This is a genomic window from Gemmatimonadota bacterium (assembly GCA_041390125.1).
Classification (GTDB): domain Bacteria; phylum Gemmatimonadota; class Gemmatimonadetes; order Longimicrobiales; family Gaopeijiaceae; genus JAGQIF01.
The window spans coordinates 261,701-284,687 of sequence record JAWKQN010000005.1 but is presented as its reverse complement, the minus strand read 5'-3'; the positions used below and the strand labels follow the sequence as shown (position 1 = coordinate 284,687).

23 protein-coding genes are annotated in these 22,987 nt (G+C 72.1%); 12 read left to right on the top strand and 11 right to left on the bottom strand.

What is annotated here, in order from left to right; translation table 11 throughout:
• Positions 1 to 65: 65 nt before the first annotated feature.
• The 8 genes from R3E98_06135 (at position 66) to moaC (ending at position 8,349) form a co-directional block, all read left to right on the top strand.
• A complete protein-coding gene (locus tag R3E98_06135) occupies positions 66 to 1,517 on the top strand; it encodes a peptidylprolyl isomerase (GenBank protein ID MEZ4422965.1) in 1,452 nt (483 codons plus the stop codon).
• 23 nt (positions 1,518 to 1,540) lie between these two features.
• On the top strand, positions 1,541 to 2,875 hold the full coding sequence (locus tag R3E98_06130; GenBank protein ID MEZ4422964.1) for a peptidylprolyl isomerase: 1,335 nt from the start codon (positions 1,541 to 1,543) through the stop codon (positions 2,873 to 2,875).
• On the top strand, positions 2,872 to 3,807 hold the full coding sequence (gene pdxA / locus R3E98_06125) for a 4-hydroxythreonine-4-phosphate dehydrogenase PdxA (GenBank protein MEZ4422963.1): 936 nt from the start codon (positions 2,872 to 2,874) through the stop codon (positions 3,805 to 3,807). The genes R3E98_06130 and pdxA overlap by 4 nt, the downstream gene beginning before the upstream one ends.
• Before the next feature lie 106 nt (positions 3,808 to 3,913).
• A complete protein-coding gene (gene ftsE / locus R3E98_06120; GenBank protein MEZ4422962.1) occupies positions 3,914 to 4,585 on the top strand; it encodes a cell division ATP-binding protein FtsE in 672 nt (223 codons plus the stop codon).
• Positions 4,585 to 5,442, top strand: a complete 858-nt coding sequence (locus R3E98_06115; GenBank protein MEZ4422961.1) for a permease-like cell division protein FtsX — start codon at positions 4,585 to 4,587, stop codon at positions 5,440 to 5,442. The genes ftsE and R3E98_06115 overlap by 1 nt, the downstream gene beginning before the upstream one ends.
• A 2-nt stretch (positions 5,443 to 5,444) precedes the next feature.
• Positions 5,445 to 6,671: a peptidoglycan DD-metalloendopeptidase family protein gene (locus tag R3E98_06110; protein ID MEZ4422960.1), complete on the top strand. Its 1,227-nt coding sequence runs from the start codon at positions 5,445 to 5,447 to the stop codon at positions 6,669 to 6,671.
• On the top strand, positions 6,644 to 7,828 hold the full coding sequence (locus R3E98_06105; GenBank protein ID MEZ4422959.1) for a hypothetical protein: 1,185 nt from the start codon (positions 6,644 to 6,646) through the stop codon (positions 7,826 to 7,828). Before R3E98_06110 ends, R3E98_06105 begins: the two co-directional genes overlap by 28 nt.
• A gap of 11 nt (positions 7,829 to 7,839) precedes the next feature.
• Entirely contained in the window at positions 7,840 to 8,349 is a 510-nt protein-coding gene (moaC, locus tag R3E98_06100) for a cyclic pyranopterin monophosphate synthase MoaC (GenBank protein ID MEZ4422958.1), read from the top strand.
• 60 nt (positions 8,350 to 8,409) lie between these two features.
• On the opposite strand, the gene R3E98_06095 is transcribed toward moaC, so the two are convergent.
• The 4 genes from R3E98_06095 to R3E98_06080 all read right to left on the bottom strand — a co-directional run bounded on the left by R3E98_06095 (position 8,410) and on the right by R3E98_06080 (position 13,191).
• The gene (locus R3E98_06095; protein ID MEZ4422957.1) at positions 8,410 to 10,035 is read right to left on the bottom strand and encodes a LysM peptidoglycan-binding domain-containing protein; all 1,626 of its coding nucleotides are present in this window, start codon (positions 10,033 to 10,035) and stop codon (positions 8,410 to 8,412) included.
• The gene (locus tag R3E98_06090) at positions 10,032 to 11,153 is read right to left on the bottom strand and encodes an aminotransferase class V-fold PLP-dependent enzyme (GenBank protein ID MEZ4422956.1); all 1,122 of its coding nucleotides are present in this window, start codon (positions 11,151 to 11,153) and stop codon (positions 10,032 to 10,034) included. The genes R3E98_06095 and R3E98_06090 overlap by 4 nt, the downstream gene beginning before the upstream one ends.
• Before the next feature lie 10 nt (positions 11,154 to 11,163).
• Positions 11,164 to 12,642, bottom strand: coding sequence for an IMP dehydrogenase (gene guaB, locus R3E98_06085; GenBank protein MEZ4422955.1), 1,479 nt, complete (start codon positions 12,640 to 12,642; stop codon positions 11,164 to 11,166).
• A 180-nt stretch (positions 12,643 to 12,822) separates the two neighbouring features.
• Entirely contained in the window at positions 12,823 to 13,191 is a 369-nt protein-coding gene (locus R3E98_06080; protein ID MEZ4422954.1) for a DUF2281 domain-containing protein, read from the bottom strand.
• Positions 13,192 to 13,508: 317 nt separating this feature from the next.
• Here R3E98_06080 and R3E98_06075 point away from each other — a divergent pair, with 317 nt between their 5' ends.
• On the top strand, positions 13,509 to 14,318 hold the full coding sequence (locus tag R3E98_06075; protein ID MEZ4422953.1) for an acyltransferase: 810 nt from the start codon (positions 13,509 to 13,511) through the stop codon (positions 14,316 to 14,318).
• 18 nt (positions 14,319 to 14,336) lie between these two features.
• On the opposite strand, the gene R3E98_06070 is transcribed toward R3E98_06075, so the two are convergent.
• From R3E98_06070 to acs, 6 genes are all read right to left on the bottom strand, one after another.
• Positions 14,337 to 14,834 (bottom strand): DinB family protein, encoded by a 498-nt coding sequence (locus R3E98_06070; protein MEZ4422952.1) that lies wholly within the window; start codon positions 14,832 to 14,834, stop codon positions 14,337 to 14,339.
• Entirely contained in the window at positions 14,831 to 15,544 is a 714-nt protein-coding gene (locus R3E98_06065; GenBank protein ID MEZ4422951.1) for a methylated-DNA--[protein]-cysteine S-methyltransferase, read from the bottom strand. Before R3E98_06065 ends, R3E98_06070 begins: the two co-directional genes overlap by 4 nt.
• A 1-nt stretch (position 15,545) precedes the next feature.
• The gene (locus tag R3E98_06060; GenBank protein MEZ4422950.1) at positions 15,546 to 16,049 is read right to left on the bottom strand and encodes an RNA polymerase sigma factor; all 504 of its coding nucleotides are present in this window, start codon (positions 16,047 to 16,049) and stop codon (positions 15,546 to 15,548) included.
• Positions 16,046 to 16,177, bottom strand: a complete 132-nt coding sequence (locus tag R3E98_06055) for a hypothetical protein (protein ID MEZ4422949.1) — start codon at positions 16,175 to 16,177, stop codon at positions 16,046 to 16,048. Before R3E98_06055 ends, R3E98_06060 begins: the two co-directional genes overlap by 4 nt.
• Positions 16,178 to 16,284: 107 nt before the next feature.
• On the bottom strand, positions 16,285 to 16,824 hold the full coding sequence (locus R3E98_06050) for a DinB family protein (protein ID MEZ4422948.1): 540 nt from the start codon (positions 16,822 to 16,824) through the stop codon (positions 16,285 to 16,287).
• 20 nt (positions 16,825 to 16,844) lie between these two features.
• Positions 16,845 to 18,815, bottom strand: coding sequence for an acetate--CoA ligase (gene acs, locus R3E98_06045; GenBank protein ID MEZ4422947.1), 1,971 nt, complete (start codon positions 18,813 to 18,815; stop codon positions 16,845 to 16,847).
• Between the two features lie 191 nt (positions 18,816 to 19,006).
• Here acs and R3E98_06040 point away from each other — a divergent pair, with 191 nt between their 5' ends.
• From R3E98_06040 to dacB, 3 genes are read left to right on the top strand one after another with little or no spacing between them, the layout of a single operon-like run.
• Complete coding sequence (locus tag R3E98_06040) at positions 19,007 to 19,471, top strand: transcriptional repressor (protein MEZ4422946.1); 465 nt, start codon at positions 19,007 to 19,009, stop codon at positions 19,469 to 19,471.
• A complete protein-coding gene (locus R3E98_06035) occupies positions 19,449 to 20,963 on the top strand; it encodes an FAD-binding oxidoreductase (protein MEZ4422945.1) in 1,515 nt (504 codons plus the stop codon). The genes R3E98_06040 and R3E98_06035 overlap by 23 nt, the downstream gene beginning before the upstream one ends.
• A gap of 38 nt (positions 20,964 to 21,001) precedes the next feature.
• A complete protein-coding gene (gene dacB, locus R3E98_06030; GenBank protein MEZ4422944.1) occupies positions 21,002 to 22,603 on the top strand; it encodes a D-alanyl-D-alanine carboxypeptidase/D-alanyl-D-alanine-endopeptidase in 1,602 nt (533 codons plus the stop codon).
• Here the strand turns inward: dacB and R3E98_06025 are convergent.
• Complete coding sequence (locus R3E98_06025) at positions 22,597 to 22,854, bottom strand: hypothetical protein (protein ID MEZ4422943.1); 258 nt, start codon at positions 22,852 to 22,854, stop codon at positions 22,597 to 22,599. The two genes, dacB and R3E98_06025, sit on opposite strands and share 7 nt — an antisense overlap.
• Positions 22,855 to 22,987: the final 133 nt, after the last annotated feature.

Genomic DNA, 22,987 nt, shown 5'->3' with positions numbered 1-22,987 from the left:
GTTCGTGGACGGAGCGAAGGCCTGCCCGTGACCCCCCGCAGGCGCGGGGAGGAGATTTCCTTCGGATGAAGAGGACGCTCGCGCTGGTGGTGTGCGCCGCGCTCGTGGCGTGCGGCGACCGGCCGCCGGCCGACGCCGTGGCGGTAGCCGCGGATCACGTGCTCACGGTGGACGAGACCGTCGCACTCCTGGCCGACCATCCCCAGATCCCCGCGGAGCGGGACGTCGTCGCCCAGGTGGCCGACCTGTGGATCGACTATACGCTCCTCGCCGAGACGGCCGGGTCGGACTCGGCCCTGGGCGCGCTCGACCTGAGCAGCGTCGTGCGCCCACAGTTGGAGCGCGAGCTGGTGCAGGCGCTCCGCCAGCAGGCGGTCCAGGTGGACACGGTCCTCGCGGAGGATCAGCTGCGCGCGCTCTACGAGCAGGAGCTGCCCGGCGCGCGCGTCCACGCCCGGCACATCCTGCTCCAGTTCGATCGCCAGCGGGAGGCCTCGCGCGACTCCGCCGTGGCCCTCGCGCAGGCGCTCAAGCGACGCGCGGAGGGGGGCGAGAGCTTCGCCGCGCTGGCCCGCCAGTACTCGACGGACACGGGATCGGCCTCCGACGGCGGCGACCTCGGCTTCTTCGAGCGCCAGACCATGGTGCCGGCATTTTCGCAGGTGGCGTTCGCGTTGGCGCCCGGTCAGGTCTCCGAGCCCGTGATCACGGAGTTCGGCGTCCACGTCATCCGTGTGGACGAGCGGCAGGTGGCTCCGTTCGACACCGTGCGCGAAGCGTTCGCGAACGCCGTCAAGAACCGGCGGGTGGGCGAGGCGGAGCAGGCGTTCGTGCGCTCGCTCCAGGACAGTGCCGACCTCGCCGTGCAGGCCGGCGCCGCGGACGCCGCGCGCGAGCTGGCCGCAGATGTGCCCCGTCCGCTCCCGCGCGCCGAGCGCGAGCGGGTGCTGGTACGCTACGCCGGCGGGGCTCTGACGGTGGGGGACCTGCAGGCCTTCCTGCTGGCGCAGCCACGCGCGCTGCGGGTGGAGATGATCCAGGCCACGGACGAACAGATGGAGCCGTTCCTGGAAGGGGTCACCCGCGGGCGGCTGTTGATCGACGAGGCGCGGCGTCGTGGGATCGAGACCCCCGAGGCGCTGCGGAACTCGCTCACGCTGGACGCGCGCGTGCAGCTCGTCACGGTGGCCGACCAGCTGGGTCTGCGCGACCTGGGGGTGGACGGACCGGGCCGGGCCGCCGCCGTGGATTCGGCCGTGACCGCCAGCCTGGACCGGATCATCCGTGGCGAGGGCGAGTTCGTGGAGCTGGCCGCCCTGTCGGTGACCCTGCGGGAAGCCGCGGGAGGCCGTCTGGTGGAGCCGGGGTTGGACCGGGCCCTGGAGACGCTGCGCGAGGAGCGCCGCGCCCGTGCGCCCGAGTCGTCCACCACCGGCGAGGCCGGGTTGGCGCCGCCGCTGCCGGGCGCCGCCCTCGACTCCACCGCCGCACCCGACACCACCGGCGGAACACGTTGACCCCGCTCCGGTTCTAGGAACGCATGAAGATCTCTCCGATGCGCCCGTTCTCCGGACTGCTGCTCGCCCTTCCGCTGGCGTTGGCGGGCACCGCCCCGGCGTCGGCCCAGGTGCCGCTCCAGACCTCCGAGGAGGTGGATCGCATCGTGGCGGTCGCCCAGGACTCCATCATCCTGCTGTCCCAGCTCCGGGAGCGGGAGCTCCAGCTCGAGCTGAACGGCGCCCCGCTGCCCTCCGATTCGGCGGCGCGCCGCGAGGCGCGCCGGCAGATCCTGGACCAGATGGTCAACGAGCAGCTGGTCATCCAGGCCGCCCTGCAGGATTCGACCATCCAGGTCAACGACGAGCAGCTGGACGAGCAGGTCCGCCAGGACGTCGACGCGCGCATCCAGCGCGCCGGTGGGCAGACCGCCTTCCAGCGCATCCTGGACGATCAGGACCTCAGCCTGCAGGCCTTCCGGGACATGCTCAAGCAGGACGCGCGCGCGCAATCCCTGCAGCAGCAGTACATGGCCAAGCAGCAGCGCACGGTGCGCGTGGCCGAGGTCGACGAGTCGGAGATGCGGGCGTTCTTCGACGCCAACCGCGGACAGCTGCAGCGCCGACCCGCCACGATCACCTTCCGGCAGATCATCGTGGAGCCCTCGCCTTCGGAGGAGGCGGACTCGCTGGCCCTGCAGAAGGCCGATTCGCTCTACTTCGCCCTGCTGGAGGGAGCCGACTTCGAGGAGGTGGCGCGCCGCTGGTCGGACGACCCCGGCTCCAAGCAGCTCGGCGGCGACCTGGGGTGGTTCAAGCGCGGATCGGGCTTCGTGCGCGAGTTCGAGGACGCGGCGTTCGAGCTGTTCAGCGGACAGGTCAGTCCCCCCATCCGCACCCAGTTCGGCTACCACATCATCAAGGTGGACCGCGTGCGCGGTCCAGAGCGCAAGGCGCGGCACATCCTGATCGGCTTCAACCTGGGCGCCGACGACGACACCCGGGCCCGGGCCCTGGCGGACAGCCTGCTGGTGCGCGCCCGGGCGGGCGAGTCGGTGAAGGAGCTGGCCGACACGTACGGCAGCGAGGAGCTCCCCGACTCGCTCACCACCACGCAGGACCAGCTGAGCAGCCTGCCACTGGGCTACGCGGCCGCGCTGGGGAACGCCTCGGCGGGCGACGTCGTCGGTCCCATCCGGCTGGCCAACGGCGGCCAGAACGCCTACGCGGTGGTGCAGGTGGTGGAGATCCGCGAGGAGGGCGACTACACCTTCGCGGACCTGGAATCGAACATCCGGCAGCGGTTGACCCAGGAGAAGGTGCTGGAGGAGCTCATGCGCTCCCTGCGTGAGCGCTCCTACGTCGAGATCCGGATGTGACGACCGCACGGACCCGGGGGCTGGTCCTGACGACCGGCGATCCCCGGGGCGTGGGACCGGAGCTGCTCCGCCGCTCGCTCGAGCAGCTGTCGGAGGACCTGCGCGGGGTCCCGCTCCATGTGCTCGGCGCGCGGGATGCGGGGCCGTTCCCCGGCGCCACCTTCGAGGCGGTCGGTCCGTTCGACGGGTCCGAGCGCTCCGCCGGGGCCGTGTCCGGCCTGGCGCTGACACGGGCCGTCCAACTCTGCCTGGCGGGAGAGGCGGACGCCATCGTGACGGGTCCCGTGCACAAGGGTGCCCTGCACGTGGCCGGGTATCGCACCCCGGGCCAGACGGAGATGCTGGGTGCGCTGGCTTCGGCCCCCCGGGTCGGCATGCTGATGGCGGCCGAGCGCACGCGTCTGGGGGGGCCGCTCCGGGTGCTCCTGGTCACCACGCACGTCGCGCTGCGGCGCGTCCCGGAGCTCCTCACCACGGAGCTCCTGGTGGAATCGGCACGGCTGACCTCGCGTTCGCTCGCGGAACGGTGGGGGATCGGCGCCCCGCGACTGGCCCTGTGCGCCCTCAACCCCCACGCCTCCGACGGAGGCCTGTTCGGGGACGAAGAAGCGCGGGTGCTCATCCCGGCGGTGGACGAAGCTCGGCGGAACGGAGTGGAGCTCACGGGACCCATCCCGGCCGATACGGTCTTCCACCGGGCGCTCCAGGGGGAGTTCGACGCCGTGCTCGCCCCCTACCACGACGTGGGGATGGCCGCCTTCAAGACGGCGTCCTTCGGAGGTGGGGTCAACGTCACGCTCGGGCTGCCGTTCGTCCGCACGTCCCCCGATCACGGCACGGCCTTTGATCTGGTGGGCACCGGTCGGGCCGACCCGTCGTCCTTCATGGAGGCCATCCAGCTGGCGCGCCGGTTGTCGGATCCCACGCTTTGACACGGATTTGGACCGCGGGTAGCATGGGGCCACCGTCCGGCCGGGCCCGGTCGGACACGCAGCGGCCACCCGGCGCCCGGAACGGAACGCCAGGGCACGGAGCGCCGTGATCAAGTTCAACCACGTGACCAAGGACTACCCGCCCCGGGGAGCGGCGCTGAGCGACGTGTCCTTCCACGTCCGCAAGGGTGAGTTCGTCTTCCTGACCGGTCACTCGGGCTCCGGCAAGTCCACCACCATGCGGCTGATCCACATGGCGGAGCGTCCCAGCCAGGGCGAAGTGCGGGTCAGCGGCTTCTCCTCGCTGCGCACCCCGGAGCGCGATCTCTGGAAGGTGCGCCGCCGCGTGGGCTACGTCTTCCAGGAGTTCCGCCTGCTCCCGGGCCGCACCGCGGCCGAGAACGTCGCGTTCGCCCTGGAGGTGACGGGCACGTCCCGCGGGGAGATCGGCCCCAAGGTCCAGCGTCTGCTCTCGCAGGTGGGCCTCGCCGCCAAGGCGGGCGCCCACATCGAGGAGCTGTCCGGTGGAGAGCGCCAGCGCGTGGCCATCGCGCGCGCCCTGGCCAACGACCCGCTGGTGCTGCTGGCCGACGAGCCCACGGGCAACCTGGACGACCGCGCCACCCGCGGGATCCTGGACCTGTTCCTGGAGATCAACGCGCTCGGCATGTCCGTGCTGATGGCGACGCACAACCTCGAGCTGATCCAGAAGCACCCCGAGCTACGCATGATCGAGCTCGACCAGGGGCGGCTGGTCTACGACTCGGAAGCGGCCTGATGCCCTACGCGCTGCGCGAAGCGCTGGCGGCCTTCCGCCGCGCTCCGGTGCTGACGGGACTGTCCGCCGCCATGGTGGGGCTGGCCCTCTTCGTGGTGGGCATCTTCTCGTTGGCCGCGTTCAACCTGAGCGAGGCGCTGGCCACCATCGAGGAACGCGTGGAGATCGTCGCCTACCTGCGCGACGACGCACGTGCGCTCGACGTCACCATGGGGCAGGATCAGCTGCGTCGCCGGCCGGAGGTGCTGGAGGTGCGGCTGGTCACCAAGGACCAGGCGCTGGCGCGGGCCCAGGCCGACCTGCCCGAGTTCCGCGACGCCTTCCGCGGCCTCGACGACAACCCCCTGCCGGCGTCGCTGGAGATCCGCCTGCAGGAGGAATTCCGCACGGAGGAGGCCATCGAGGAGGTCGCGCACGAGGCGACGCTCCTCCCCTTCGTCGAAGACGTGCGCTACGGGCAGGAGTGGGTGCAGCGGCTCTTCCTGCTGCGCCGGATCGCGGGCTTCACGTCGCTCTTCCTGGGCTTCGCGTTCGCATCGGTGGCGGCGCTCATCATCGGGACGGCGATCCGCATCGCCATCTTCGCGCGCAAGGACGAGATCGCCATCATGCGGCTGGTGGGCGCCACCAACGGGTTCGTCGCCCGCCCCTTCCTGCTGGAGGGTGCCGTCACGGGGTTGGCGGGCGGGCTGCTGGCACTGGGGCTCACCTGGCTCACGCACCGCACCATCCGCGGCTTCCTGTTCGAGGTGGCCTTCCTGCCGTCGTCGTGGATCCTGATCGGTCTGGGCGCCGGTGTCGTGTTCGGTACGGCCTCCAGCGCCCTGGCGCTGCGGCGGTACCTGCGGGAAGTTTGAGGATGCGTGCCCTCGTCCCCCGCGCCGTCGCCGTCTTCGCGTTGCTCGCGGCCCCGCTCTCCGCCCAGCAGCAACCGCCGGCGGACGTGCGGCAGCAGATCGCCGAGAGCCAGCGCCGGCTGGAGGAGATCCGCTCCGAGCGGGCTCGGCTCAACACCGAGCTGAACAACCTCCGCTCGCAGGTGCGCGACGTCTCCTCCGAGATCCAGAACATCGAGCGGCAGCTCAACACGTCGCGCTCGGCCGTGGTGGAGATGGACTTCCAGCTGGAGACCGTCTCCTCCGAGGTGACCCGCATCACCACGTCGCTCAGCTCCACACGCGAGGATCTGACCCGCAAGCGACGCGCGTTGGGGACGCGGCTACGCGAGGTCTTCAAACGTGGACCGCTGAACGCCGTGCGCGTGCTGCTCGGAGCGGAATCGTTCGCGGACCTGCTCAACCGCTATCGCTACCTGTATCTGCTCACGTCGTTGGACCAGACGCTCGTGGACCGGGTCGCCACGCTCGAGCGTTCGCTCGTGGATCAGGGCGCCGAGCTGGAGGGTCAGCTCGCCGAGCTCGGCCGCCTGCGTGACGCCAAGCTGCAGGAGGAGCGCGAGCTCGTACGCGTGCAGCGCACCCATCAGGCGACGCTCTCCACGTATCGCCAGAGCGCGCAGGCAGCCGAAGGCCGCCTGGCCGAGCTGGAGGCGCGCGACCAGCGCATGACCGCGCTGGTGGAAGACCTGGAGGAACGGCGCCGCACCGAGGAGCAACGCACGCGGGTGGCGGGAGGACCGGCTCCGGCGGCCTCCACCCTGTCGGCCGCGGACGTGGGGGCGCTGGACTGGCCGGTGGATGGACAGATCCTCTACCGCTTCGGGCTGGAGCAGCGTCCGAACGGCACGGCGCTCCGGTGGAACGGCCTCGGCATCGCGGCCCCGGTGGGCACGCCGGTCCATGCCGTACGGCCCGGGCTGGTCGTCCACGCGGGCCCGCTCGAGGGCTACGGGCCCACCGTGATGCTCAGCCACGGGGAAGGCTTCTACACCCTCTACCTGTACCTGGACGGGGTCACGGTGGCGGAAGGGAGGTCCGTCACGGACGGACAGGTGCTGGGGACGGTCGGGGGCGCCAACACACCCGAAGGGCCCCACCTCGAGTTCCAGGTCCGCATGCGGATCGGAGGCAGTTCGCCCCAGGCGACCGATCCGCTGCAGTGGCTGAAGGCGCGCCCCGGCTCGTGACGCTCCATCCGGTCCTGGGCCACGACGCGCTGCGCCGGAGCCTCGCGGGCGCCTTTGCGCGCGGCGCCCTGCCGGCGGGGCTGCTCCTGCACGGACCCGCCGGGGTGGGCAAGCAGCGCCTGGGCCTGTGGCTGGCCCAGCTCCTCCTCTGCGACGCCCCCGACGCGGAGCGAGGGCCCTGCGGGGCCTGCCGCGCCTGCCGGCTCGTGCTCCGCCTGGAGCACCCCGACCTGCACTGGTTCTTCCCCCTGCCCCGCCCCAAGGGTGCCAGCAGCCCCGAGCGGCTGGAGGACAAGCTGGAGGAGGCGCGGCAGGAGGCGCTTGCCGAGATCCGCGAGGCTCCGCTCCGGGCCGCCGCCCAGGACGAGCCCGTCGGCCTGTTCGTGGCCACGTCGCGCACCATCCGCCGCCTGGCCCACAAGCGCTCCTCCGAGGGGGGGCGTCAGATCTTCCTGGTCGGGTCGGCAGAGGCCCTCGTGCCTCAGGAATCGAGCCCGGAAGCCGCCAACGCCCTGCTCAAGCTGCTCGAGGAGCCGCCGGGGTCGACCCACTTCATCCTGACGTCCGCCGAGCCCCACGCACTGCTGCCGACCATCCGGTCACGGCTGCTCCACCTCCACCTGGCACCCCTTCCCACCCCCGACGTGGAGCGCGCGCTGATCGAGTGGGCCGACGCAGCGCCCCCCGCCGCCGCGGTCGCGGCCCGCCTGGGGCGCGGCTCCCTCGGGCGCGCGCTGGGCTTCCTGCCGGACGCGGGGGGGCCGGGAGCGCTGGAGCGCGTCCGCTCCGAGGCGCTGGGTTTCGTGCGCGCCGCCTTGTCGCCCCGGCCGGACGGCGCCTACGCCTACGCGGTCGGTGCGTCCGTGGCCGGCGGACGCGGCCTGGCGCCGCTCCTGGACGAGACGGCCCAGTGGCTGCGCGACCTGGCGGCGGTGGCCGCGGGACTGGAGGACCAGGTGGTCAGCGTGGACCAGCTGGAGCTGCTGGGGCGGATCCAGCGCGCGCTGGGCACGCCCGCGGATCGGTACGGCCCGGCGGTGGACGCGGTCTTCGAAGCCCGGGCGCTGGCCCAGGGCAACGCCAATCCCCAGCTTCTGCTCTTCCACCTGTCCCAACGGCTGCGCGAGCTCCTGCACGCGCAGGCCGTCGCCTCCTGACCCCGCCTCCCATGGACGCCTCCGGTCACCCGCCCGACGACGACGCCTTGACCCACCTGCGCACGGACGGATCGGCGCACATGGTGGACGTGGGCGGCAAGGCCATCAGCGGTCGCACCGCGATCGCGGAAGGGCGGATCCGCATGAGCGCGGAGGCGCTCGAGCGCGTGATCCGGGGCGACGGCAAGAAGGGCGAGGTGCTGGGGACGGCGCGCCTGGCCGGCATCCTGGGCGGCAAGCGCACCGCGGACCTCATCCCGTTGTGTCACGCCCTGCCGGAGACCTCGTTCGACGTGGACGTCCAGCCCGCCCCGGAGCTGCCCGGCGTGCGGGTGACGGCCACGGCGCGCGTGCACGGCCGGACCGGCGTGGAGATGGAGGCGCTGATGGCGGCCAGCGTGGCGCTGCTGACCGTGTACGACATGGTCAAGGCCGTGGACCGGGGGATGGTGATCGAAGCGGTGCGGCTGGTGGAGAAGTCGGGCGGGCGCTCGGGGACCTGGCGCGCCGGCACCGACTGACGGGTGTGTGAGCCCCGGCCGACGAGGCGGGGCGGCGCACCGACAGCCGTCTGAAGCCGGCTAGTTCCCCCCCACGGGGATCTTCATCTGGTCGCCCGGCCGGATCACCGACCGGAGCGTGAGCCCATTGGCGTCCGCGATCGCACGCGCGCTCACGCCGTGGCGGGCGGCGATCCCCGACAGGGTGTCCCCCGACTGCACCCGGTAGAGCACCACGCGGGCGCCCCGCACCTGGAGACGCGTGCCGGGATGGATCGTCTCGCCCTTGGTCAGCGAGTTCCAGGCGAGCAGATCGTCCACCGGGACGCCGTAGCGCCGCGAGATGGTCCAGGGGTTCTCGCCGCGTTGGACCACGTGGGTGACGTCCGCCCCGCCCGGTGTCGCGACGGCGACGGTGGTCGTCGTGGTCTCCCCGCCGCCCTCGGCCGCGTCCGCGCGGCCCGCGCTCGGCGGAGCGGCCGGCGTGGCGGCCGCGATGCGCGCACGGTCCACCCCGCCGGTCGGGATGATCAGCGTCTGCCCGATCCGCATGCGGCGCGGGTTCACGTTGGGATTGGCCGCTTGCAGGGTGGACACGCGGATGCCGTAGCGGCCGGCGATGTGGGAGAGCGTCTCGCCGCGCGCCACCTGGTGCTGCAGGAAGGTGACCCGCTGGCGTTGGGGCACCTCGGCCAGGCGCTCGGCGAAGCCGACGGTGCGTCCCCGGGGCACGCGTACCGTGAAGGGACGGCCCGGAGGCGTCACGCGCTGCCGCAGATGCGGGTTCAACTCGAGGATCACGTCCTCCTCGGCGTCGATCAGCTCGGCCACCACGTCCAACGACACCGCATCGTCCACCTCCACGGTCTCGTAGTCGAACGCCTCGATCTCGGCGGGGAGCCGGAACCCGTAGCGCTCCGGGTCCATGGCGATCTCGGTGGCCGCGAACAGGCGGGGCACGAAGTGGCTGGTCTCGTTGGGCATGCGATCGGAGAGCGCCCAGAAGAGCGAATCCGTGCGCGGCGCATCCGGCGCGTGACGGCGGATGATGCCGCCGATGCGGCCCGGACCCGAGTTGTAGGCGGCGAGCGCCATGAACCACGATCCGAACTGTTCACGCAGCTCGGCCAGGTAGTCCAGCGCCACCGGTGTGGCGGCCACCGGATCGAGCCGCTCATCCACGATGCCGTCGACGCGCAGGCCCTTGAAGCGGGCGGTGCCGCTCATGAACTGCCACAACCCCACCGCGGCGGCGCGGCTCTGCGCGCCCGGGTTGTAGCCGGACTCGACGATCGGGAGATAGCGCAGCGAACGGGGCAGGCCCCGCGCCTCGATCTCCGCATCCACGAGCGGCTGGTACCGCCCCATGCGGTCGAGATAGCGCTGGAAGTGAGCCGATCCGCGCGTGCTCCAGAAGTTGACCCAGAAGTCGATCCGCTCCCGGATCTCGGGCTGGTTGCGGAGCGGCGAGGAGAGGATCTCGTCCAGGTGGGGATCCTCGGCCGCCGCTTCGGCGACCTCGTCGGGCACGTCCACCCAGACCGGGGCTTCCCCCGCGGGAGTCTCGGTCTCTGCGACGGGAGGTTCGGGCAGCTCGAGCGGCAGGACCTCGTCCGCCACGGGCGCGGGGGCGGGAGCGGGCCCGCCGCCGACCGGCGCGCAGCCCGTCAGGGCCGCGAGCGCGAGGAGACCGGTCCGGGCCCTCACGCGAGCGCCTCCACCGCAACCACGGCGTCCACCCCTTCCAGCAGTCGGTCCACCACGGACGTGCGCGCGCCTTCTCCCATCAGCCCGATCCTCCAGATGCGTCCTTTGGCGGGTCCCAGCCCTCCGCCGACCTCGATCCCGTGCCGCTCCAGGAGCGCGCGTCGCAGCGGCGCCTCGTCCCGACCGCCCGGCAGGGACACGGCGGTGAGCTGCGGAAGCCGGAACCCCTCGGTGGCGAAGAGCCCGAAGCCGCGCTCGACCAGCGCGGCCTGCAGGGATTCGCCTGCGGCGCGGTGGCGCGCGAACCGGGCCTCGAGGCCCTCCTCCTCCACGAGGGCCAGCCCCTCCCGCAGCGCGTACAGCATGTTCACGGGCGCCGTGTGATGATACCGCCGCTCCTCTCCCAGGTAGCCCGCGATCAGCGTCACGTCCAGATACCAGCTCGGACAGGGAACGGTCCGCCGGGCGATCCGGTCCATGGCCTTGGGCGAGAACGTGATGGGCGCCAGGCCCGGGGGGACGCCCAGGCACTTCTGCGTGCCGGCGTAGCAGATGTCGATCCCCCGTGCGTCCACCTCCACGGGGATGCCCGCGAGCGAGGTGACCGCGTCGACCAGGAACAGGGCGTCCGTGTCCGCCAGCGCGCGGCCCACCCCATCGAGAGGCTGCTCGACCCCGGTCGACGTCTCGGCGTGCACCAGGGCGGCGACGCGCGCACCCGGGAGACGACGTACCGCGTCCAGGAAACGCTCCTCCGGGATCGGCTCCCCCCAGGGGGCCTCCACCTCGACGACCCGGGCCCCCAAGCGCCGGGCCATCTCGGCCAGCCGGCCTCCGAAGACGCCGTTGACGCCGATGACCGCGCCGTCTCCCGGCTCCAGCACGTTGGCGAGCGCGGCCTCCATGCCCGCCGACCCGGTGGCCGACAGCGCGAACGTCATGGGGTTCGTGGTGCCGAACACCCGGCGCAGACCCTCCTGGATCTCGTCCATCAGGGCCAGCAGCTGCGGATCCAGGTGCCCGACGGTCGGTCGGGCCAGGGCCGCGAGCACGCGCTCGGACACCGGCGAGGGGCCGGGACCGAGCAGCAACCTCGGGCGGATCTCGTGCGGGCGCATGGCGTGCGGGCTACAGGTGGTAGTTGGGCGCTTCGCGTGTGATGGTCACGTCGTGCGGGTGCGACTCCCGCAGCCCTCCCGATGTGATGCGCAGGAATCGGGCCCGCTCGCGCAGGTCCTCCAGGTCGGACGCGCCCACGTAGCCCATTCCGCTGCGCAGGCCACCCACGAGCTGGAAGACCGTGTCGCCCACGGGACCCTTGTAGGGCACGCGCGCCTCGATGCCCTCCGGCACCAGCTTCTTCGCGTTCTGCTCCCCCTCCTGGAAGTATCGGTCGGCGGAGCCCTGCTCCATCGCGGACAGGGAGCCCATGCCGCGCACGATCTTGAAGCGCCGCCCCTCCAGCAGGAAGCTCTCTCCGGGGGCCTCCTCCGTGCCGGCGAACATCGAGCCCATCATGACCGACGACGCGCCGGCGGCCAGCGCCTTGACGATGTCGCCCGAGTAGCGGATCCCCCCGTCGGCGATGATCGGCACGCGGCCGTCGACGCCGTCGACCGCGTCCATGATGGCGGTCAGCTGCGGCAGTCCCACGCCGGTGACCACCCGCGTGGTGCAGATCGAGCCGGGTCCCACGCCCACCTTCACCGCATCGGCACCCCGCTCGACCAGCGCGCGCGCCGCCTCCGCGGTTCCCACGTTGCCGGCCACGATCTGTGCGTCCGGTAGCGCCGCCCGCGTCCGCTCCAGCGCCTGCAGCACCCCTTCCGAATGTCCGTGCGCCGTGTCGATGACGAGCACGTCCACGCCTGCCGCCACCAGGGCGTGCGCCCGATCCAGGTCTCGGGGGCCGGCGCCGATGGCGCCACCCACGCGCAGACGACCGTGATCGTCCTTGCAGGCGTCGGGGAACTGACGCCGCTTGTAGATGTCCTTGACCGTGATGAGGCCCCGCAGGATGCCGTTGTCGTCCACGACCGGGAGCTTCTCGATCCGGTGCTTGTGCAGGATGCGCTCGGCGTCGTCCAACGTGGTGCCGACCGGAGCCGTGACGAGCCGCTCGGAGGTCATCACGGCGTCGATGGACTGCGACAGGTCCGTCTCGAACTGGAGATCGCGGTTCGTGATGATGCCGACCAGCCGACCGCCTTCCTCCACGATGGGCACGCCACTGATGGAGAAGCGCGCCATCAGGTCGTGCGCGTCCTTCAGCGTCGCATGCGCCCCCAGCGTGATGGGATTCAGGATCATGCCGCTCTCGGAGCGCTTGACCCGGTCGATCTCCTCCGCCTGGCGCTCGATGGACATGTTCTTGTGGACGATCCCGATCCCGCCTTCCCGCGCGATGGCGATCGCCATGCGCGCCTCCGTCACGGTGTCCATCGCCGCGGACAGCAGCGGGATGCGCAGCGGGATGGCCCGCGTCAGGCGCGACTCGAGGACGGTGTCCTTCGGGTGGATCGTGGAGTGGCCGGGGATCAGGAGCACGTCGTCGAACGTCAGGCCCTCGCCGACGATGTGGGACGCGCGCGGGCGCTTGGTGGGCATGCGGATGACGTCGGCGGAGCGGGACGAACGCAGGGTCATGGACAGGGCAGAACGGCGTGGAGGGTGGATACAAAGCGCCCGCCGAACGTCCGTGCCCGAGGCACGACAGTCGGCGGGCGAGAGCCGCTGGGAAACACTGGTCTTCCCATGGGCCATCCTACCGGCGCGGACGCCGGAGTGTCAAGGCGACGAGGGTCCGCCGTTGCCGGGGGCGGGCGGGCGCGGATCGGAGGGCGTCGCGGTTCCCGCGGGACGTTCGTCTTCCACGCCCCCCAGCTCGTTGAGGAGCTTCTTGCCGGCGTTCGACACGCCGGAGAGCACGCGGTCCGCTGCCGAGATCAGCTGGAAGGCCTCGCGCAGGGTGCTCGGGTTCAAGGCCTTGCGCCGGAGCTTGTCCTCGAGGGTGTCGGCGAAGCGCTGCAGGCTGCTGGCCTCGGTTCCGGCGGCCGGGGCGTACTTGGACTGCAGGAACTCGATGTAGTCGAGGACCTGGTAGACCTGGTTCTCCGGCAGGCCCTCGATGGTGCGGAGCAACCGGGTTCTGAGCATGTCGTGCATGTCCGCTCCCTGCGGCTGACGGCGTGGCCCCTGCCCCGACCGGTCGAGGAGGCCAGGTCGGGACCGGGACCCCAGATCGGAACGCTCGACGAAAGGCGGGAGCGGGTCAAGGGAACCGGGCGCGGGCCTCCAGGATTGGCGGAGAGCCCAGGGAGACGCCCGCGCGCCGGCGGGCGACGGGCCCGACCGGCCCGACGGTCCGTCCGGTGGACGCTCGTGCGGCCACCCCGTTGCAGCCCGCCCTTGGAAGCGCCCCACCCGGGGGGTAGTCTTCCCCGGACCCCCGCGCACCCCGGACCCCGAGCCCGATGCCCAACCTGCCGCTCCGTCCTGTCCCTCTCCCGCCCGAGACCGAAGCGGCCTACGACCGCTGGCTGGGCTCCATCGACGCCCGGTTGGAGGATCCCGCCTGCGACCGCTATGCGCTCTGCCGGGAGGTCTTGACGGAGGTGTACGGGCCGTGGCTCCGGGGCACCGACGGGACGTCCGGAGCCACGGAGGTGCTGGCGCTGCAGTTGGACGCGCGCAATGTGACGCTGGAGCCCGAGTATTACGACGAGACCGACCTGGAGCGCTACGACCGGGTCAAGCCGCTGATCTGGCTCTGGGAGATGTTCGACCGCAGCCCGCTCGGGGAGAACGTGCACCTGGGCATCAAGCTGCGCCGCCTGCTGGCCCGCCGGATCTTCAAGCGCTGCGGCACCAACTTCAAGGCCTTCCATCAGGTCAAGCTCAGCTTCGGCTACAACCTGGAGGTCGGGGACAACGTCGTCGTGCACCGCGAGGTGCTGCTGGACGACCGGGGTGGCATCGTCCTCGGAGACAAGGTGTCGCTGTCCGACTTCGTCAACGTCTACAGCCACTCGCACGCCCTGGACGACCCGCGCGACGTGACGCTCGCACCCACCGTGATCGAGCGCGGCGTACGCGTCGCGTACCACGCCACGGTGCTGGCGGGTGTGCGCATGCACGAATACTCCATGGCGGGTGCGGGCGCGCTCATCACCAAGGACGTTCCTGCGGATACGCTGGTGGTCGGCGTGCCCGCCCATCCGCTGCGCGACAAGGGAGGCCGGCCCCGGCCGGGCGGTCGACCGGATCCGCTGGCGACGGAGTAGCGGGTCGGGAGGGCCGTCTCACCCCGACTCGAACATCCTCCGGAGCAACCGGATCTGCCCGGCATGGTAGACGTCGTGGAACGCCGCGCCCAGGATCTGGTCGCGCCGGCTGCGGCGCGGTGCGGGATCGTCCAACGTTCGCGGGTCCAGGGCACGCACGGCCGCGAGCAGGTCGCCGTGCATACGGTCCAGCAACGCCAGGTCCTCCTTCCACGCGGCCTCGTCGGCGCGTTCGGGCACGGTCGGGAAGTTCGCGGGGCTGCGCTCGAACCTCGACTCCAGGCCCGTGATGCGGCACCGCACCCGATGCTTCCAGTACGCCGCATGCAGCGCCAGACCCCAGATGGTGTGGCGGTCCGCGCCCGGCGAGCGCGCGGCTTCCTCCGCCCGGACGCGCCGCAGACTTCCCCGCAGCGTGGGGCCGTGCCAGGCCTCGGCGTCGAAGCCCTCGTGCAGCGCCCGCTCCAGGAACGCCAGCTCGCCCGGGGCGCGTATCTCCTTCTTCCGCGGCATCATCCCCCCTCGCTGAACAGGTCGCGGCGCCCCTCTACGTCCAGCAACCGCCGCTTGTACTCGACGCCCCCGGTGTAGCCCCCCAGCGTCCCGTTGCTGGCCACGATCCGGTGGCAGGGCACCACGATCGCCACCGGATTGGCGCCGAGCGCGTTCCCTACCGCGCGCGCCGCGCGCGGCCGGTCGATCCGGCGCGCCAGCTCCGCGTAGGGGATGACCTCGCCGAACGGGATCCGCGCGGCCTCCTGCAGCACGCTGCGCTGGAAATCCCCCAGGTCGCTCAGGTCCACGTCCACGGTGAAGCGCTCGAGCTCCCGGTCGAAGTAGCGGCTCATCTCGTCCTCCACCGGCTCGAGCGCAACGCGGTCGCGCAGCACCGGGAGCCCGGGGAAGCGCTGCGCCAGCGCCGCCTCGAACGCTTCGGGGTCCGGCTGCTGCCAGCTCACCCGGGCCAGACCGCGCGCGGTCCGTGCCGTGTACAGCGTCCCGAACGGGCTTCGGAACCGGTGCCAGCGCACGGCCTGCTCCGCATCCAGCGCGGCCAGCGCACTCCGGGTCCGCCGCTCGGCCACGGCCCGCGCCCGGCAGCGCGGGCAGCCGGCCACGTGCTCCGCCAGATCCACGGCCTCCACGTCGGAGACCTCGCCGTCCAGGAAGGCGTGGAGCTCGCGCTCCGACACCGCGCAGGCCCGCTCTTCCACTCGCTGCGTCATCTCACTCCTCCTCGGCCAGGTCGGCCAGCGCGCGGCGCAGCCGCTTGAGGCCGTGATGCACGTTGGCGCGCGCGCCTTCCGGCGTGCCGCCCATCCGCTCCGCCACGTCTCCGTAGTCCCGCCCCTCCACGCATCGGAACCACACCGCCTCGCGCTGTCGCGGGGGCAGCTCCGCCAACGCGGCCCGCACCACGCCCGCCGTCCGCTCCGACAACGGGGCGGCGGGCGCGTCCACCACGGTGCCGTCGGGGTCGGCCGCCAGCGTCTGCAAGCGGGCGCGCCAGCGCGTGCGGTAGGCGATCCGGTCGAGCGCGGCGTTGGTGGCCACCCGGTACAACCAGGCGCGCACCTTCACGCCGTCCCCGTCCGGGAAGCGCTGCCACGCCCGCACCCAGACGTGCTGGAGCACGTCGGCCACGTCGTCGGGGTCGTCCACCATGCGCGCCAGGTGTCGTGTCAGCTCCGCCTGGTGAGCCTCCATCCAGCGGGGGATCGGACCCCTCATCCGCATGCGCCTCCGGGCAGCGCCCGCAGGAGCAACTCCACCGTGCCGTCCGACAGCACCGACAGGGTCATCGTCAGCAGCACGGTGCTTCGGGCCCAGCACAGGAGGGAGCGGACGATCCGCGGCACGGGGTCTCCTCGGTTCGGGACGTCGGGGTCTTCATCCCTGGAACGGCCGGGAGGCCGCAGCGTGAAATCGAACCGCCGCTCCCGACGGATGCCGTTGACCGGTACCCTCAGGCGTACAACGCGCGGATCCGCTCCACCTGCCGGCGATGGGCGAGGTCGTGGCCGGCGTAGAGGGAGACCAGGTGGTCGAGGCTCTCTTCGCCCCGCTCCGCGTGCACGCCGACGCGCCGCAGCGCGTCCGGGCCGGCGCGCTCGAGCAGACGGACGTGCACCGAGCGCAGCGCGCGGAATACGTCCAGGGCGAGCTGCGCATCACCGGTGGCGTAGTCGAGCGCGTCCGCCCAGGCGTCCTGGTCGAACCCGTGCAACGTCGGGCGGTCCTCGCTCAGGATCCGCCGCAGCCGGTAGCCCCAGACCAGCTCGGAATCGGCCAGGTGCTGCAGCACCTGGCCGATGGACCATTTCCCGGGCGCTTCCGGTCGCAGGAGCGCAGCCTCCTCCAACCCCGTGACCGCGTCCGCGAACCAGGCCGGGGACGTACGCAGGATCTCGAGGCGGTCGCGGTCCTCCACGAGCCCGAGCACGGCGTCTACGTAGGCGCGGGCGTGCTCGGGCGCTCCCGACGCCGGATTGCTGAAGACGGACATGTGTCCTCCCCGGGAAGGCGTCAGGCCTCGGCGCCTTCCTCCTCGTAGCGGGTCTTGAGCGCCAGGATCACCTCGGGATCGGCGAGCGTGGTGGTGTCGCCGACGGCGCGGCCGTCGGCGATGTCGCGGAGCAGGCGGCGCATGATCTTCCCCGACCGGGTCTTGGGCAGCGCGGCCGTGAAGAGGATGGTCTCCGGCCGCGCGATGGCGCCGATCTTGTCCGCAACGTGCTGCCGCAGCTCCTCGAGCATCGCGTGGGATCCCTCGACGCCTTCCTTCAGGGTGACGAAGGCCGCCACCGCCTGACCCTTGATCTCGTGCGCCTTCCCCACCACCGCCGCTTCCGCCACGGAGTGATGGTCCACCAGGGCGCTCTCCACCTCCATGGTGCCGATGCGGTGCCCCGCCACGTTGAGGACGTCATCGACACGACCCAGGACCCACAGGTACCCGTCGTCGTCGCGCTTGGCGCCGTCGCCGGGGAAGTAGGTGCCCTCCCACCTGGACCAGTACTGCTCGTGGAAGCGCGCGTCGTCTCCCCACACGGTGCGGATCATGGACGGCCAGGGACGCGTGACGGCCAGGTAGCCCGCGTGCGCCTCCTTCCCCTCTTCGTTCAGGATGGTCGCCGAGATGCCCGGGAAGGGGTGGGTAGCACTCCCGGGACGGGTCTCCGTGATCCCGGGAAGCGGCGTGATCATGATGGCCCCGGTCTCCGTCTGCCACCACGTGTCCACGATGGGACAGCGCTCGCCGCCGATCACCCGGTGGTACCACATCCACGCCTCGGGGTTGATGGGCTCCCCCACCGACCCCAGCAGACGCAGACGGGACAGATCGTACCTGGCCGGCCACTCCTCACCCCAGCGCATGAAGGCGCGGATGGCCGTGGGCGCGGTGTAGAACACGCTCACGCCGTACTTCTCGCAAATCTCCCAGAAGCGGCCGCGATGCGGCCAGTCCGGCGCGCCCTCGTACATGAGCACCGTGGCGCCGCACGCGAGCGGCCCGTAGACGATGTAGCTGTGGCCCGTCACCCAGCCCACGTCGGCCGTGCACCAGTAGACGTCGTCGTCCTTGAGATCGAAGACGGTCTTTGTGGTCGCGTACACCTGCGTGAGGTACCCGCCGGTGTGATGCACGACCCCCTTGGGCTTCCCGGTCGTGCCGGAGGTGTAGAGGATGTAGAGGATGTCCTCCGACTCCATCGGCTCGGCGGGACACTCCGCCGAAGCCGCGTCCATCAGCTCGTGCCACCAGTAGTCGCGTCCCTTGGTCATGTGCACGCCGGACACGCGCGAGAGCCCGAAGCCACGTCCCACCACCACGCAGCTCTCGATGGTGGGGCACTTCTCCAGCGCCCGGTCGGCCGCGGCCTTGAGCGGGACCACCTGCCCGCGCCGATAGCCCCCGTCCGCCGTGACCAGCACCTTGGCCTCGGCGTCGTTGATGCGATCGGCGAGCGAATCGGGGCTGAACCCACCAAAGACGACCGAATGGGGCGCGCCGATGCGGGCGCAGGCGAGCATCGCGATCGCCGCCTCCGGGATCATCGGCAGATAGATCGCGACGCGGTCGCCCTTCTCGACGCCGAGCTCCTTGAGCACGTTGGCGAACTGGCAGACCTCGCGGTACAGGTCCCAGTACGTGTAGGTGCGCCGCTCGTCCTGGGGCTCACCCTCCCAGATCAGCGCGGCCTGGTTGCGCCGGGGGCCGCGCACGTGCCGGTCCAGGCAGTTGTACGCGACGTTGAGCGTGCCTCCCGAGAACCAGCGCGCATGGGGCGGCGTCCACTCCAGCACCGTGTCCCACGGCGTGAACCACTCGAGCTCCTCGGCCCAGGACGCCCAGTACGCCTCCGGGTCGGCGGCGGCGCGCGCGTAGACACCCGGGTCGGACAGGACCGCCTGGTCCTTGAAGGCCTCGGACGGCGGGAAGCGGCGGGTCTCGGTCAGCAGGACGTCGAGGGCGTCGCCTGCGCGGTGGCTCATCGGGTCGGACTCCGGATGCTCGGGACCGGGCGCCCCGGGCGCCCTCTCAGGAACCTGAACGGTACCCGCGCCCTTCCAGGGCATGCAAGCGCACCCCGGCACGACCTCCCGGTCACCGGGCCACGCGCGCCCACCGCCCGGTGCGACACGCCATGTTGACAGGTGCGCCGGGGGCGACCGAGCTTGTCGGGATGCCCACATCGAGCGGTCACGGACTGGACGAGCGCCTGCGGCGTGCCCTGGGAGCGCGGGGTCAGCGCTTCACGGAGCAGCGCGCGGCCGTCTATCGCTACCTCGTGTCGACGACGAGCCATCCGACGGCCGAAGACGTGTTCGTGCAGGTGCGCGAAGAGGTGGACGGCATCTCGCTCGCGACGGTCTACAAGAGCCTCGAGGCCCTGGTGAGCTGTGGTCTCGCCCGAAAGCTCTCGCCCATCGATGGGTCGGCGCGGTACGACGGTGACACCTCTCCCCATCATCATGCCCGCTGTCTGGCCTGCGGCTGCATCGTCGACGTCCCGGACGTGCCGGGGCTGCAGGCGGCACGCGATGTGATCCGGGCCCCCGACGGCTTCCACGTCGTGGAGGCGCGCCTGGAGCTGAGCGGCTACTGCCAGTCGTGCGGCGGCCTCCATGCGCGGGAAGCCCGCGCCTGAGCTCCGGGCACCGCGGGCCTTCCGCGGTGGCTTCCACACCGACGCCTCCGCCCGCGACGCGTACGCGGGTTCGCGCGGTCCCGTCCGTCTGCGCCCGTCGGCCGTCGCGCTGCCCCAGGATGCCCACGACATCGCCACGCTGCTGCGCTGGTGCGGCTCGGAGGGCCATCCGGTCGTTCCCCGCGGCGCCGCGACCGGGATGCCCGGTGGCAACGTGGGTCGGGGCGTGGTGCTGGAGCTGGGCGCCCCGTTCCGATGGATCGGCCCGGTGGACGGGGCACGCCGCACGGTGCGCGTGGGCGCGGGCGCGGTGGCCGCGGACGTCGAGCAGGCGGCGGCGCGCGCGGGTCTGAGCTTCCCGCCCCTGCCCTCCAGCGCGGCCTGGGCCACCCTGGGCGGGATGATCGCCGCCAACGCGGCCGGGGCCCGCACGTTCGCGGCGGGAGCCACCCGCGCCTGGGTGGAGTCGGTGGAGGGGGTGCTGCCCGACGGACGGATCGTCGAGGTGGGCTCGACGGCGCTGGAGGGGCTGCCCCCGGTCGGAAGCCCCGCGGTCGATCCGGGACCCGACTGGCCGGCGGTCCGCAAGAACTCCAGCGGATACGCGCTGGACGCGTACGCCTCCACCGGCCGTCCCGTGGACCTGGTGATCGGGAGCGAGGGCACGCTGGCCGTGGTGACGGCGGCGACCCTGCGGCTGGAGCCCCTGCCCCGGGCCACGGCCCTGGCGGTCGTGGCGTGCGCGGATCTTCCGGCCCTGCTCGACTGGACCGCCTGGTGCCGGGACACAGGCACGCGGACGTGCGAGATGCTCGGCCGTCGGCTGCTCGACATGATCGGGCTGGAGAACGATCCGGAGCTCGCCGACCTGGGCGGAGGACAGGAAGCGCTGCTCCTCATCGAGGTGGCCGGCGACGAGGCGCAGGTGGCCGCGCTGACCGCCGACCTGGAGGCTCGCGCCCGGACCGTTGGCGCACCCGTGCGGATCGCACGCGACGCGGCCACGAGCGCCACGCTCTGGGGCCTCCGCCACCGGGCGAGCCCGCTGATCCAGGAAGCCGCCGGACGCGGCCTGCGCTCCTTGCAGTTCATCGAGGACGGGGTCGTGCCCCCGCCTGCGCTCGGACGCTACCTCCAGGGCCTGGACGCGCTGCTCCGCGAGGCGGAGACGGACGCGGTCGTCTTCGGTCACGCCGGGGACGGCCACGTGCACGTCAATCCGCTCGTGGACCTCGAGCGGCCGGATTGGCGCGCCCGCGTCCGCACCCTCCTCGACGACACGGTGGAGCTCATCGCGTCACTCGGGGGCACACTCTCCGGGGAGCATGGCGACGGGCGCATCCGGGCTCCCTACCTGCCGAGGATCTGGGGCGCATCGCGCGTGCGGCGCTTCCAGGGGCTCAAGCGGGCGTTCGATCCCCACGGCCTCCTCAATCCTGGCGTGATCCTCGCAGACGCGGCGCAGGACCCGCTGGACGGCTTCGCCGACTGATGTCCGGAGCGAACTCCCGACCCCGCCTTCGTGTACGCATGGACATGGGATCCCACCGCCGTCTCGGCTCCGTTCTCGCCACCCTCACCGTGGTGGCCGGCGCGCTGGTCGCGGCCCGCACCCCCCCTGCAGGCTCGGATCCGACCCTGCAGGAGGAGTTGTCGGCCGTGCTGCAACGCACGGGGTGGCGGGGCGCGACGTGGGGCATCCTCGCCGTCTCCCTGGAGCGCGGGGATACGCTGTTCGCGCTCAATACCGACCTGCCGCTGATCCCCGCCTCGAACATGAAGCTGCTCACGGCCGCGGCGGCGCTGCACGTGCTCGGCCCGGAGTACCGCTACCGCACGTTCGTCCTGGCGGACGGTCCCGTGGTCGACGGCGTCCTCCAGGGCGACCTGGTGCTGTACGGCACCGGAGATCCTGCCCTGTCGTGGCGCTTCTCCGGCTCCCGCACGGCCGTGGTCGAGGCCTTGGCCGACACGGCCGTGGCGCGCCTCGGCTTGACCGGCATCACGGGCTCGGTCGTGGGGGACGGGACCTTCTTCGATGGACCCGAAGTCCACCCGGACTGGGAGCCCGCGGACCTGGACGACTGGTTCGCCGCGCCAGCCTCGGCGCTGTCGTTCAACGAGAACGTGATCACGTTGCGCGTGATGCCGGGTGCCGACGCGGAGACGCCGGCCCGCTATGAGACCATCCCCGGCGGAGCCCAGGTGGCGGTGGTCAACCGCGCGACGACCGTGGCGGGACGCACGCAGCGCATGTTCGCGGGGCGCAGTGGGGGGACCGGTCCGATCGTGATCCAGGGCGAGCTGGGGACGGCGGGTCCCGAGCGCTGGCGGCTCATCAGCGTGGACGATCCCGCGACCTTCGCAGCCGGTGCGCTGCGCCGCGCGCTCGAGGAGCGCGGCGTGCGCGTCGCGGGGGGAAGCCACGCCCTCGGGAACGACGCCGCGTCCGCGCTGACCGGTCGCAACCGCTGGGCTCCGCTCGACGCCGAAGCGGCGCCGCCGCGCATCGTGGCCGAACACCGCTCCCCCCCGATGGCGGAGCTGGTCGAGGTCATGAACAAGCACAGCCACAACCTCTATGCCGAGCTCCTGCTCAAGACGTTGGGGCGGGCCGTGGAGGGCGAAGGGTCCTACGAGGCCGGCAGCCGGGTCCTCAGGGACTTCCTGGTGGAGACCGTCGGCGCCGATCCCGACGAGGTGGAGATCCACGACGGCTCCGGACTTTCGCGCGGCAACCGCGTGAGCGCCGACGTGCTGGTCCGGACGCTGGCGTACATGCGCGGCGCCGACACCTGGGACGCGCTGTTCGAGTCCCTGCCTCGCGCCGGTGCGGACGAGATGGGTCGCATGACGCGCGGTGCCGCCGCGGAGAACCTGCGCGCCAAGACCGGAACGCTGACGGGCGTCTCGGCACTGTCGGGGGAGCTGCGCACGCTCGAAGGCGAGACGGTGCTGTTCGCGATCCTGCAGAACGATGTGCCGTCCCGGCGCGCAGCGAAGCGCGTGGAGGATGCGCTGAGCGAGCGGATCGCGAGCCTGCGCCGGGCGCGCGAGGGCGCAGGGGTCGAGCTACGGCCGGCGGCCCGGTCCGACGCCCGCCCCGGTGCGGCGGGGACGTCGGGTCAGTAGGGAACCGCGTCGACGTCGGAGCGGCTGAGCGCCCAGCGTAGACGCCGGCGCAGCTCGAGCAGCGACATCGTCTCCAGCGTCCGCTCCGCGGTGCGCTCGCTGTTCCAGCGCACGTCGTCGAGGTCGACCTCGCCGCCGTCCCCCGGATGGGGGCGCAGCACCAGGTGGTAGCGCCCCTTGTAGTTCCCGTCGGGTCGCGCCTCCACGGTCGCCACCCACGAACGGCCCTGCTCGTCGTCGAACTGCCGCATACCCACCTCGCACGAACGGTCCACCGAAGGACCGCGGTCCACGCTGCCGCCCGGGGACTCCCCTGGACGGCGCTCGCGAGAAGGATAGTATCCGTCCGCGTCAGGGCGCGAGGCCGCTGACCCGTCCACCACC